Annotated in this window: 11 protein-coding genes and 2 pseudogenes; 3 read left to right on the forward strand and 10 right to left on the reverse strand. The window is 59.2% G+C overall.

What is annotated here, in order from left to right; translation table 11 throughout:
• Positions 1-98 (reverse strand): annotated as a pseudogene (locus ACQKP4_RS27075) (hypothetical protein); the annotation flags it as partial.
• Between ACQKP4_RS27075 and tsaD the strand changes: the two are divergent.
• Positions 69-1,016, forward strand: coding sequence for a tRNA (adenosine(37)-N6)-threonylcarbamoyltransferase complex transferase subunit TsaD (tsaD, locus tag ACQKP4_RS27080; RefSeq protein WP_427637045.1), 948 nt, complete (start codon positions 69-71; stop codon positions 1,014-1,016). The pseudogene ACQKP4_RS27075 and the gene tsaD overlap by 30 nt on opposite strands.
• Positions 1,017-1,039: 23 nt before the next feature.
• Here tsaD and plsY read toward each other — a convergent pair whose 3' ends face one another.
• Positions 1,040-1,609 (reverse strand): glycerol-3-phosphate 1-O-acyltransferase PlsY, encoded by a 570-nt coding sequence (gene plsY / locus ACQKP4_RS27085; RefSeq protein ID WP_427637046.1) that lies wholly within the window; start codon positions 1,607-1,609, stop codon positions 1,040-1,042.
• A 74-nt stretch (positions 1,610-1,683) separates the two neighbouring features.
• Here plsY and folB point away from each other — a divergent pair, with 74 nt between their 5' ends.
• Positions 1,684-2,040: a dihydroneopterin aldolase gene (gene folB, locus ACQKP4_RS27090; RefSeq protein WP_427637048.1), complete on the forward strand. Its 357-nt coding sequence runs from the start codon at positions 1,684-1,686 to the stop codon at positions 2,038-2,040.
• Entirely contained in the window at positions 2,031-2,549 is a 519-nt protein-coding gene (folK, locus tag ACQKP4_RS27095; RefSeq protein WP_427637050.1) for a 2-amino-4-hydroxy-6-hydroxymethyldihydropteridine diphosphokinase, read from the forward strand. Before folB ends, folK begins: the two co-directional genes overlap by 10 nt.
• A gap of 49 nt (positions 2,550-2,598) precedes the next feature.
• Here folK and ACQKP4_RS27100 read toward each other — a convergent pair whose 3' ends face one another.
• From ACQKP4_RS27100 to ACQKP4_RS27135, 8 genes and pseudogenes are all read right to left on the reverse strand, one after another.
• The gene (locus ACQKP4_RS27100; RefSeq protein ID WP_427637052.1) at positions 2,599-3,828 is read right to left on the reverse strand and encodes a multifunctional CCA addition/repair protein; all 1,230 of its coding nucleotides are present in this window, start codon (positions 3,826-3,828) and stop codon (positions 2,599-2,601) included.
• Positions 3,829-3,891: 63 nt separating this feature from the next.
• Positions 3,892-5,454 (reverse strand): SpoVR family protein, encoded by a 1,563-nt coding sequence (locus tag ACQKP4_RS27105; RefSeq protein ID WP_427637054.1) that lies wholly within the window; start codon positions 5,452-5,454, stop codon positions 3,892-3,894.
• The gene (locus tag ACQKP4_RS27110; RefSeq protein WP_427637056.1) at positions 5,451-6,722 is read right to left on the reverse strand and encodes a YeaH/YhbH family protein; all 1,272 of its coding nucleotides are present in this window, start codon (positions 6,720-6,722) and stop codon (positions 5,451-5,453) included. The genes ACQKP4_RS27105 and ACQKP4_RS27110 overlap by 4 nt, the downstream gene beginning before the upstream one ends.
• A 141-nt stretch (positions 6,723-6,863) precedes the next feature.
• Complete coding sequence (locus ACQKP4_RS27115) at positions 6,864-8,786, reverse strand: PrkA family serine protein kinase (RefSeq protein ID WP_427637058.1); 1,923 nt, start codon at positions 8,784-8,786, stop codon at positions 6,864-6,866.
• A gap of 296 nt (positions 8,787-9,082) precedes the next feature.
• Entirely contained in the window at positions 9,083-9,412 is a 330-nt protein-coding gene (gene glpE / locus ACQKP4_RS27120; protein ID WP_427637060.1) for a thiosulfate sulfurtransferase GlpE, read from the reverse strand.
• A 33-nt stretch (positions 9,413-9,445) separates the two neighbouring features.
• Positions 9,446-10,327, reverse strand: coding sequence for a symmetrical bis(5'-nucleosyl)-tetraphosphatase (locus ACQKP4_RS27125; RefSeq protein ID WP_427637062.1), 882 nt, complete (start codon positions 10,325-10,327; stop codon positions 9,446-9,448).
• Entirely contained in the window at positions 10,327-10,707 is a 381-nt protein-coding gene (gene apaG / locus ACQKP4_RS27130; RefSeq protein ID WP_427637064.1) for a Co2+/Mg2+ efflux protein ApaG, read from the reverse strand. The genes ACQKP4_RS27125 and apaG overlap by 1 nt, the downstream gene beginning before the upstream one ends.
• 123 nt (positions 10,708-10,830) lie before the next feature.
• Positions 10,831-11,187, reverse strand: a pseudogene (locus ACQKP4_RS27135) (ribosomal RNA small subunit methyltransferase A); the annotation flags it as partial.
• Between the last annotated feature and the right edge of the window lie 95 nt (positions 11,188-11,282).

Here is an 11,282-nt window from a genome sequence, read left to right on the forward strand (position 1 = left end):
TTTTTGCGGATCTCGGCGTTGACGATGTCTTCCAGCGCCTTCAGTTGCTCAGGCTTGATGGCTTCGAAATGGCTGAAGTCGAAACGCAGACGCTGCACCGCGCCTATGGTGGCGTAGTGCCTGAGCTCGCCTCGCGCGATCACGTCAAGCGCATGCTGCCCCTGATCCGTCAGGTGTTGGCCGAGGCTGACTGCGTACCGACCGAGATTGATGCGATCGCCTACACCGCGGGTCCTGGCTTGGTCGGCGCGCTCCTGGTCGGCGCTTCCTGCGCCCAGGCGCTGGCGTTTGCGTGGGGCATTCCGGCCCTCGGCGTGCACCACATGGAAGGCCACTTGCTGGCGCCGATGCTGGAGTCGCAACCGCCGGAATTTCCGTTCGTCGCTTTGTTGGTGTCGGGCGGTCATACGCAACTGGTTCAGGTCGATGGCATCGGCCAATACACGCTGTTGGGCGAGACCCTCGACGATGCGGCCGGAGAGGCCTTCGACAAGACCGCGAAGATGATGGGCCTCAATTATCCGGGCGGCCCGGAAATCGCGAAACTGGCGGAGCGGGGCGTTGAAGGGCGTTTCACCTTTCCGCGGCCGATGTGCGACCGTCCGGGGCTGGCGTTCAGCTTCAGCGGATTGAAAACATTTGCCCTGAACACCTGGCAGCAATGCGTCAGCGCCGGGGACGACAGCGAGCAAGCCCGTTGCGACATCTCGCTGGCGTTCCAGCAGGCCGTGGTGGAGACTTTGACCATCAAGTGCAAGCGAGCCCTGAAACAGGCGGGTATGAAGCGTCTGGTGATTGCTGGCGGCGTCAGCGCCAACAAGGCACTGCGTACCTCGCTGGAGAAAATGCTCGGCGACATGAAGGGCGACGTGTTTTATGCCCGTCCGGAGTTCTGCACCGACAATGGCGCGATGATCGCGTTTGCCGGGTGCCAGCGCTTGCAGGCGGGCCAGCACGAAAGTCTGGCGATCAGCGTGCAGGCACGCTGGCCGATGGAGCAATTGTCAGGGCTGTGATGAGCGGCGTTCACGCGCGGCATTTAAAAATGCCGTTCGCGCCCGGCAAACAGGTCGCGTAGATTGCCGCGATGACGCCAGACGATGAGCGCCGTGAGTGCGCTCATGGGCAGCAGCGCTGCCGGTTCCTGCCAGGCCAGTAGCGGCAGGGTCAGCGGTGTGGCGATCAGGGCCGCGAGCGAGCTGGTGCGGGTCAGGTAGAACGTCAGCAGCCAGGCGCAGACGGCCAGCAGTGCGGCTGGGGGATAAAGTCCCAATAACATGCCGGCAGCGGTGGCGACGCCCTTGCCGCCGCGAAAGCGGAAGTACAACGGGAACAGGTGGCCGATAACGGCGCAGACGCCGATCCAGGCCTGTTCCTGCAGCGAAAGCCCGGCGAGGCCTGCGATCAGCACCGGCAGCAGGCCTTTGCAGAGGTCGCCGACCAAGGTCAGGATGGCGAGTTTTTTGCCGACCAGGCGCAACATATTGGTGGCACCGGCATTACCCGAGCCACTCATTCGCGGATCGGGGTTACCGGTCAGGCGGCTGAGCAAAATGGCGAAGGACAGAGAGCCGAGCAGGTAGGCGAGGATCGCCAGTAACCAAAACATGCTAACTATTCCGGGCGAGGACGCCCTGATTCTAACGGCGCATTGCGCCCTTGTCGTGCAGCGGAGAGAAGTGCTTGGACAGAGTGTTTATCGAGGGCCTGGAAGTCGACACCGTGATTGGTGCCTACGACTGGGAGCGAGACATCCGACAGTGTCTGCGACTTGATCTGAGCTTCGCCTGGGACAATCGCCCGGCCGCCGCGGGTGACGACCTGACGCTCGCGCTCGATTACGCGAGCGTTTCGTCGCGTATCCAGGCGTTTGCCGAACAAGCCCGGTTCCAGTTGGTCGAGACCTTTGCCGAGCGTCTGGTTGAAGTCTTGATGAGCGAATTCAAGATTACCTGGGTGCGCCTCAAACTGACCAAGCCAGGCGCAGTGCCTGCGGCCATCGGTGGCGTGGGCGTGGAGATCGAGCGCGGATGTCGCTGACCCAGGTGTACCTCGGGCTCGGTAGCAATATCGAGCGCGAATCCCATTTGCAGGCGGGCCTGGAAGCCTTGGCGGGTTTCCTGGTGGATATTCGCTGCTCGGCGGTATTCGAGAGTCAGCCCGTCGGGATCAAGAGCGGTCCGTTCTTCAACTTCGTGGTCTCGGCGTACACCGATCTGCCGCTGATGGAGCTGGACCGTCGCTTGAAATTCATCGAGGCGGATAACGGCCGTTATGCGCCCGACCGCAAAGGGTTGCCGCTGGATATCGACGTGTTGCTGTTTGGTGATCTGGTCGGCAACTTCGACGGGTTGGTCTTGCCGCGTGCCGAAATTCTGAAAAATGCCTTTGTGCTGTGGCCGTTATCGCTGATTGCGCCGGATCGGGTGCATCCGGGCGTAGGCAAAAGCTTCGCGACGTTGTGGGGCGAGGCGCAGATTGATCAGGTATTGGCACCAGTGGGGTTTGAGTGGCGTGGGGAGCAGCTGACTCCGTCGGATTTGTTGTGAAACGGATGACGCCTTCGACTTGCTCGCGAAGGCTATCCGACAAAGCTATTCAGGTAGACGCCGCTTCTTTGTAAACCTTCAGCGCCTTTAGCCGCTCACGCTTGATCGCCTCGCCCAACTCCGGCCCTTTGAATCCCTTCTCCAGCAACGGCTGAACCGCCACACCGCGCGCCGCAGTCGCCGCACCGCGCAGATACTCCGCCTGTGGATAACTTCGCTGTTCCAGGCCTTTGCGTCCACGCGCATCCATCTCGCACGCGGCGATAAATTCTTCAAAGCGCTGCGGTCGACGGTAAACGTCAAAACTCTGCAGCAGTTCCAGCAAAGTCGAGGGCTTCAATTCCAGTGCGCGATGGCCATGGGTGTGATATTGGCCGACCAGCAGCGCCAGTTCCTGGCAATCCTTCGGCGCCTTGAAGCGTTCGTTGACTGCTTTGATCAGCTTGAGGCCCGTGTGCTCATGGGCGATATGGCGTGGCCAGTCGGCTTGCGGCGTCAGGCCTTTGCCGAGGTCGTGCAGCAGGCAAGCCCAACGCACCGTCAGCGGTTGTTTGTACAGCGCCGATTGCTCGAGCACGCTCAACGTGTGCAGCCCGGTGTCGATTTCCGGATGATGAGCTTCCGGCTGCGGCACGCCAAACAGCGCGTTGACCTCAGGCAGTAAAACCTTGAGCGCGCCGCACTCGCGCAATACCTCAACGAACACTTGCGGCTGATCTTCCATCAGCGCGCGGGAGATTTCTTTCCAGCTGCGTTCGGCAGTCAGGGCCTCCAATTCACCGGACTCGCTGAGCTGGCGCATCAACGCCATGGTCTCTGGCGCAACGGTAAACCCCAGTGCGGCATAACGCGCGGCGAAGCGAGCAACGCGCAGAACCCGGAGTGGATCTTCGGCGAAAGCGGGGGAAACGTGGCGCAACAGGCGAGCCTCGAGATCACGCTGGCCGTGGTACGGATCGGTCAGATTCTGCTGATCGTCTTCCGCCATGGCATTGATCGTCAGATCGCGGCGGACCAGGTCTTCTTCGAGGGTGACTTCAGGGCTGGCATGAAAGGTGAAACCGCCATAACCGCGTCCGCTTTTGCGTTCGGTCCGGGCGAGGGCATATTCCTCACCGCTTTTGGGATGTAGGAACACCGGAAAGTCTGCACCGACCGGGCGAAAGCCCTTGGCGAGCATTTCGTCGGTGGTGGCGCCGACCACTACCCAGTCGACATCGGTGACAGGCTTGCCGAGCAGGCGATCGCGTACCGCGCCGCCAACTTTATAAATCTGCATAAAAAACCTCCGTTAGCTCGACAGAATAACCGTTGCGTCGAACCTGCGGAGGCGTAAACCGAATCAAAGATGAATGACGGCCAGGTCCAGTCGGCCGTAATCGCCCTCGCTGTGTTCACCTCTGGGCGGGACGTGATGGGTTTTCATCACCTGATCCCCTTGCAGGGTTTCCAGGTGGATATCAAAGCCCCAGAGCCGATGCAGGTGTTTGAGCACTTCCTCGGTGGACTCGCCCAGCGGCTTGCGATCGTGCTGTTGGTGGCGCAGCGTCAGCGAGCGGTCACCGCGTCGGTCGATGCTGTAAATCTGTACGTTGGGTTCGCGGTTGCCCAGGTTGTATTGCGCGGCCAGGGTTTCGCGGATGATCCGGTAACCCGGTTCGTCGTGAATCGCGGGCACCAGCAAATCGTCTTTCTGATCGTCATCGAGAATGCTGAACAGTTTCAGGTCGCGAATCACCTTGGGTGAAAGGTATTGCAGGATGAAACTCTCATCCTTGAAGCTGCTCATCGCGAACTTGATGCTCGACAGCCAGTCAGTGCCGGCGATTTCCGGGAACCAGCGATAGTCCTCTTCCGTCGGCTGTTCACACATGCGCCGGATGTCCCGGTACATCGCAAAGCCCAAGGCATAAGGGTTGATGCCGTTGTAGTAAGGGCTGTCGAAGCCCGGTTGCATGACCACGCTGGTGTGCGAGGTCAGGAACTCCATCATGAATCCATCGGTGACCAACCCTTCGTCATACAGGTCGTTCATCAGTGTGTAGTGCCAGAACGTCGCCCAACCTTCGTTCATTACCTGGGTCTGGCGTTGCGGGTAGAAATACTGGGCGATCTTGCGCACGATGCGCACGATTTCCCGCTGCCACGGCTCCAGTAGCGGCGCGTGTTTTTCAATGAAGTAGAGGATGTTTTCCTGAGGTTCGGCGGGGAAGCGCGCGTTGTCCTTGTCGCTGTACTTGTCCGCACCCTTCGGGATGGTCCGCCACAGATCGTTGATCTGTTTCTGCAAATGCTCTTCCCGATCCTTCTGCCGACGGCGTTCCTCTTCCGCCGAGATCGGATACGGCCGTTTATAACGGTCGACCCCGTAGTTCATCAGTGCGTGGCAGGAGTCGAGCAAGTCCTCCACCGCGTCGATACCGTGGCGCTCTTCGCATTGCATGATGTACTGCTTGGCGAACACCAGGTAATCAATGATCGAACTGGCATCGGTCCAGGTGCGGAACAGGTAATTGCCCTTGAAGAAGCTGTTATGGCCATAGCAGGCGTGAGCCACCACCAGCGCTTGCATGCAGATGGTGTTTTCTTCCATCAGATAGGCGATGCACGGGTCCGAGTTGATCACGATCTCGTAGGCCAGCCCCATCTGCCCTCTGCTGTAAGACTTTTCAGTGCTGAGGAAGTGTTTGCCATAGGACCAATGGTGATAACCGAGCGGCATGCCGACAGACGCGTAGGCGTCCATCATCTGCTCGGCGGTAATCACCTCAATCTGGTTGGGATAAGTATCGAGGGCGTAACGAGCCGCCAGACGACTGATTTCCTTGTCGTACGCCTGGATAAGCTCGAACGTCCATTCGGAACCGGTGGAAATGGGTTGGCGTTTCTGCTCTTTGGCGGTCATGTCACTAACCTGCGCTGGAAGAGTTCACGGAAGACCGGGTAGATATCCCCGGCCGAGACCAGTTGCTGCTGGGCAAAGGTGTCAGAGAAAGCTTCGGCAATGCGTTCGTACTCGAACCACAAGGCCTGGTGTTCGCGCGGGGTAATTTCGACATAAGTGTAGTACTGCACGAACGGCATGATCTGGTTGATCAGGATGTCGCGGCAGATCGGCGAGTCGTCGTTCCAGTTGTCGCCGTCGGAAGCCTGGGCGGCATAGATGTTCCATTCGTTGCTCGGATAACGCTCGGACATGATCTCCTGCATCAGTTTCAGGGCGCTGGAAACGATGGTGCCGCCAGTTTCCCGAGAGTAGAAAAACTCCTCCTCATCCACTTCGCGGGCGCTGGTGTGGTGGCGGATGAACACGACGTCGATCTTGTCGTAGTTACGCTTGAGAAACAGGTACAGCAGGATGAAGAAGCGCTTGGCGATGTCCTTGGTCGCCTGGGTCATGGAGCCGGACACGTCCATCAGGCAGAACATCACGGCCTTTGAGCTGGGGTTCGGCTGTTTGATCAGCAAGTTGTACTTGAGGTCGAAGGTGTCGAGAAACGGCACGCGATGGATGCGCGCGCTGAGTTTCTCTATTTCCGCTTCGATTTCCTGAATATCGCCAAAGTTATCCGGCTCGTCGCGCTTGAGTCGCAGCAGTTCCTCTTTGGCTTCGCGCAGTTTTGCCCGGCTGCTGCCAGACAAGGCAATGCGCCGTGCATGAGCGGAACGCAGGGTGCGGATGATATTGATCCGCGACGGGTTGCCTTCGTTGCTGATGCCCGCGCGTACGGTTTTAAAGGTGTCGGTGCCGGTCAGGTTGCGCTTGACCAGGTTTGGCAGTTCGAGGTCTTCGAACATGAACTCGAGGAATTCTTCCTGGGTGATCTGGAAGACGAACTCGTCCATCCCTTCGCCCGAATTGCCGGCCTTGCCGGGGCCTCTGCCGCCACCGCCTCCGGGTGGACGGGCAATGTGCTCGCCGCTGGTGAACTCCTTGTTGCCGGGGTGCACGACGGTTTGCTTGCCACCGCGACCGTGATGAAGCACCGGCTCGTCGATGTCGCGGCCGGGGATGCTGATTTGCTCGCCGTGCTCCATATCGGTAATGGAGCGGCGGCTGACCGCCTCTTCGACAGCCTTTTTGATGTGATCACGGTAGCGCCGCAGAAACCGCTGGCGGTTTACCGTGCTCTTGTTCTTGCCATTGAGGCGTCGGTCGATCACATAGCTCATAGGCCCTCCGGGGAGCTTCGAGTCATAAGCTTCAAGCTGCAAGACAGAAGCTTCAGAAACAAGCGGCGCGCGACATATGGCCACCTCTTTGCCTGTCACGCGCAAGAGGTGGTGAGTCGTCGTTTGCCGCCTGCCGCTCCCTTACTGGGATTTTCTGACCCGCAGGTACCACTCGGAGAGCAGTCGTACCTGTTTGTCGGTGTAGCCGCGTTCGACCATTCGAGTGACGAAGTCGTTGTGCTTCTGCTGGTCCTCTTTGCTCGCCTTGGCGTTGAAACTGATGACTGGCAGCAGGTCCTCGGTGTTGGAGAACATTTTCTTCTCGATGACCACCCGCAGTTTTTCGTAGCTGAGCCAGGTTGGGTTCTTGCCGTTGTTATTGGCCCGGGCACGTAGCACGAAGTTGACGATTTCGTTGCGGAAATCCTTCGGATTGCTGATGCCGGCCGGTTTCTCGATTTTTTCCAGCTCTTCGTTCAGGGCGACGCGATTGAGGATCTCGCCGGTTTCCGGGTCGCGGTATTCCTGGTCCTGGATCCAGAAGTCGGCGTACAGCACGTAGCGGTCGAAGATGTTCTGGCCGTACTCGCTGTAAGACTCGAGGTAGGCGGTCTGGATCTCCTTGCCGATGAATTCGATATAACGCGGCGCCAGGTATTCCTTGAGGAAGCGCAGATAACGTTCGCGGGTCTCGGCCTGGAACTGTTCCTGCTCGATCTGTTGTTCCAGCACGTACAGCAGGTGCACCGGGTTGGCGGCGATTTCGTGCGGGTCGAAGTTGAAGACTTTGGACAGGATCTTGAACGCGAACCGGGTCGACAGACCGTTCATGCCTTCATCGACGCCGGCGCTGTCGCGGTATTCCTGAATCGACTTGGCCTTCGGATCGGTGTCCTTGAGGTTCTCGCCGTCATACACGCGCATTTTCGAATAGATGTTGGAGTTCTCAGGCTCTTTAAGGCGCGAGAGCACGGTGAACTGAGCGAGCATTTTCAGGGTGTCGGGCGCGCAATGAGCCTTGGCCAGCGAGCTGTTGAACAGCAATTTGTCGTAGATCTTCACTTCGTCGCTGACACGCAGGCAGTACGGCACCTTGACGATGTAGATCCGGTCGATGAACGCTTCGTTGTTCTTGTTGTTACGGAAGGTGTGCCACTCCGATTCGTTGGAGTGAGCGAGCAGGATCCCGGTAAACGGAATCGCCCCCAGGCCTTCGGTACTGTTGTAGTTGCCTTCCTGGGTCGCCGTCAGCAATGGGTGCAGCACCTTGATCGGCGCCTTGAACATTTCGACGAATTCCATCAACCCCTGGTTGGCCCGGCACAGTGCGCCCGAGTAGCTGTAAGCGTCGGCGTCGTTCTGTGGGTACTCTTCGAGTTTGCGGATATCGACCTTGCCCACCAGCGCCGAGATGTCCTGGTTGTTCTCGTCACCCGGTTCGGTTTTGGCCACGGCGATCTGGTTGAGGATCGACGGATAGAGTTTCACCACGCGGAACTGGCTGATGTCGCCGCCGAATTCGGCCAGGCGCTTGGTGGCCCATGGCGACATGATGGTGTTGAGGTAGCGCCGGGGAATGCCGAAGTCCTCCTCGAGGATCGCGCCATCTTCGGTGGCGTTGAACAGACCCAGGGGGGATTCGAAGACCGGCGAGCCCTTGATCGCGTAGAAGGGCACTTTCTCGATCAGCTGTTTCAGCTTTTCGGCCAGGGACGATTTACCACCGCCGACGGGGCCGAGCAGGTAGAGGATCTGTTTCTTCTCTTCCAGGCCCTGAGCGGCGTGGCGGAAATACGACACGATCTGGTCGATGCATTCTTCCATCCCGTGGAAGTCTTCAAAGGCCGGATAACGACGGATCACCTTGTTGGAGAAGATTCGCGACAGTCTCGAGTTGGTCGAGGTGTCGAGCAGCTCCGGTTCACCGATGGCCAGCAATAGACGCTCGGCAGCGGAAACGTAGGCGCTGCGGTCCTTCTTGCACAGCTCCAGGTACTCTTGCAGCGAGAGTTCTTCCTGGCGTGTGGACTCGAAGCGTTGTTGGAAGTGGCTAAAGATACTCATGACGTCACCTCGCTCGATACGTGGAGCCGACGCCGGATCACTCAGTCGATGCTGGCAGCAACCGGATATGCAGTTGCTGTTTACCCCCCAGAACCCTTTCAAGACGTACCGCCCCGAAAGCTACTCCCGATGACCCGCGCGCCGGTGTACCGGCTCTCCCCTGTTTTGGATGGCCTGCGCTTTAGGATAGTTGGGAATTCAGGAGGTAAAGGCGAGATACGTAATTAGTTGTGGCTGACCGTTTGTCTGCCACCGCGCGAGCCCGCGGGGGCCGGGGCTTGCGCGTTACAAAAAAATTATTCGGTAGTGCCTTGCGCAGTTTCCGAAGGATAAGTCGTACGCCACAGCTCAAAACCGCCGTCCATGCTGTAGACGTCGGAGAAGCCTTGGCTGATCAGGTAGGCGGCTGCGTTCTGGCTGGAATTTCCGTGATAGCAGACCACGACCGTCGGTGCATCGAGGTCGGCGGCACGGATGAAATCCGAGATGGACACGTTGTCCAGATGCTTCGAGCCGGCGATGTGCAGCGCGGCATATGTTTGCGGATCGCGGACATCGACCACCACTGCGCCTTGTTCGCGCAGGGCCTGGGCCTGTTCTGGGGGGATACGTTTGAATTCGCTCATGGCGGGCTCCTGTGGCTCGGCTGAAAGCGCAGTCTAGCGCTGGGCGCTGGCTGACGTGTGTTCGGGAATAGGAAGGACGACTGGTGGCAGGGTGTGGCCATGTTCATCGCATTTGCACAGCAGGCGCTCGCCCGTGTCGACATTCATCAGGGTCATCGCGCCACCCCAGACGCATCCGGTGTCGAGGGCAAAAACGCCCGGCTCGTCACACTTGCCCTCAAGCGCTGCCCAGTGGCCGAAGATGATCTTCAGGTCTTTGGTCTTGCGCTCCTTGTGCTTGAACCATGGCGCGTAACCGGGCGGTGCGGTGTCGGCGCCTTCCTTGCCCTTGAGGTCGAGTTTGCCTTCGCTGGTGCAGAAGCGCATCCGGGTGAAATAGTTGGTGATCACACGCAAGCGTTCCACGCCGCTGAGGTCACTGTTCCATTTGCTCGGCTCGTTGCCGTACATGCCATCCAGATAAGGTGCGAAGAGGTTGTCGTCACGCAGGGCCGCTTCGACCTCGGCGGCGCACTTCAGGGCTTTGCGTAGCGACCACTGCGGAGGAATGCCGGCGTGCACCAGTGCGATGTTGCGCTGCTCGTCGTAGTGCATGAGCTTTTGTTGGCGTAGCCACGCCAGCAGCTGCGCCGCATCAGGGGCTTCGAGAATTTCACGTAGCGTATCGCCTTTTTTCAGGCGTTCTATTTTGTGCCCGGCGGCCAGCAAATGCAGGTCGTGGTTGCCAAGTACGCACACCAGCGAGTCGCGCAGGTTATAGAGGAAGCGCAAGGTTTCCAGCGATTGCGGGCCACGGTTGACCAGATCGCCCACTAGCCACAGACGATCCTTTGCAGGGTCGAAGGCCACTTGCTTGAGCAGGCACTGCAGCGGTTCAAGGCAGCCTTGCAAGTCGCCGACGGCATAGGTCGCCATCAGTGAAGGGCTCCGGGTACCGCCAGGCGGAATGGCGCGATGATTGCGTCGAAGTGTTTGCCGTCGCCGGCCACCATTTCGTAGGTGCCCTGCATCGTACCGACCTTGGAGGTCATGACGGTGCCGCTGCTGTAGGTGTGGCTCTTGCCCGGGTCGATCAGCGGTTGCTGGCCAACAACGCCCGCCCCCCGGACCTCTTCGACGTGCCCGTCACCGTCGGTGATCACCCAGTGCCGCGACAACAATTTGGCCGGTAACTCGCCGTTGTTCTCTACGGTAATGGTGTAGGCAAAGGCAAAACGTTCATGCTCGGGTTGCGATTGTTCTGCCAGATAGCGGGTGACGACGCTGACGTCGACCTGATAACGAGGATCGGACATGCAAGAGGCCTTAAAAACGAAGCGGGACGCGGGGCTGTACTGATGGTGGTCAGTCTAGGCCAAGTACCGGGTAGTAAACCAGACATGACGGCTGGTGTCCTACCCGATAACGCCTCGGGCCTGTCAGATGTCGGCGGGCTTGTTCAGCACTTGTTCGCTGAGCTTGTCGGCCAGGCGCACGAAGGCAGCAAGGTCGAGTTGCTCCGGACGAAGACTTCCGTCGACACCGGCAGCGGTGATTTCATCGTTGCTCAGCAGCAACTTGAGCGTGTTGCGCAGGGTCTTGCGACGCTGGTTGAACGCTTCACGCACGACGCGTTCCAGCAGCTTGTGATCCTTGGCCGGGTGCGGCAGCACGGTGTGCGGCACCAGGCGCACGATGGCCGAATCGACTTTAGGCGGCGGATTGAACGCGCCCGGGCCAACGTTGAACAGGTGTTCTACGCGGCAGTGATACTGAACCATGATCGACAGGCGACAGCATTCTGGTGCTCTGCGAAGGAGCGATGCGCGGCGAGTTGTCTCGCGCGCAGGCCAATGAATCCAACCTGCTGCAACTGGCTTTGCCGCGCCAA

Origin of the sequence: Pseudomonas sp. NPDC086278, assembly GCF_050280905.1 — a bacterium.
Classification (GTDB): domain Bacteria; phylum Pseudomonadota; class Gammaproteobacteria; order Pseudomonadales; family Pseudomonadaceae; genus Aquipseudomonas.

What these genes read in the sequence shown, in the direction of transcription:
- tsaD (WP_427637045.1), top strand. Translation starts at nt 69, where the DNA reads ATGGCTGAAGTCGAAACGCAGACGCTGCACCGCGCCTATGGTGGCGTA.
- ACQKP4_RS27115 (WP_427637058.1), bottom strand. Translation starts at nt 8,786, where the DNA reads ATGAGTATCTTTAGCCACTTCCAACAACGCTTCGAGTCCACACGCCAG.
- ACQKP4_RS27105 (WP_427637054.1), bottom strand. Translation starts at nt 5,454, where the DNA reads ATGACCGCCAAAGAGCAGAAACGCCAACCCATTTCCACCGGTTCCGAA.
- apaG (WP_427637064.1), bottom strand. Translation starts at nt 10,707, where the DNA reads ATGTCCGATCCTCGTTATCAGGTCGACGTCAGCGTCGTCACCCGCTAT.
- ACQKP4_RS27125 (WP_427637062.1), bottom strand. Translation starts at nt 10,327, where the DNA reads ATGGCGACCTATGCCGTCGGCGACTTGCAAGGCTGCCTTGAACCGCTG.
- folK (WP_427637050.1), top strand. Translation starts at nt 2,031, where the DNA reads ATGTCGCTGACCCAGGTGTACCTCGGGCTCGGTAGCAATATCGAGCGC.
- plsY (WP_427637046.1), bottom strand. Translation starts at nt 1,609, where the DNA reads ATGTTTTGGTTACTGGCGATCCTCGCCTACCTGCTCGGCTCTCTGTCC.
- glpE (WP_427637060.1), bottom strand. Translation starts at nt 9,412, where the DNA reads ATGAGCGAATTCAAACGTATCCCCCCAGAACAGGCCCAGGCCCTGCGC.
- ACQKP4_RS27110 (WP_427637056.1), bottom strand. Translation starts at nt 6,722, where the DNA reads ATGAGCTATGTGATCGACCGACGCCTCAATGGCAAGAACAAGAGCACG.
- ACQKP4_RS27100 (WP_427637052.1), bottom strand. Translation starts at nt 3,828, where the DNA reads ATGCAGATTTATAAAGTTGGCGGCGCGGTACGCGATCGCCTGCTCGGC.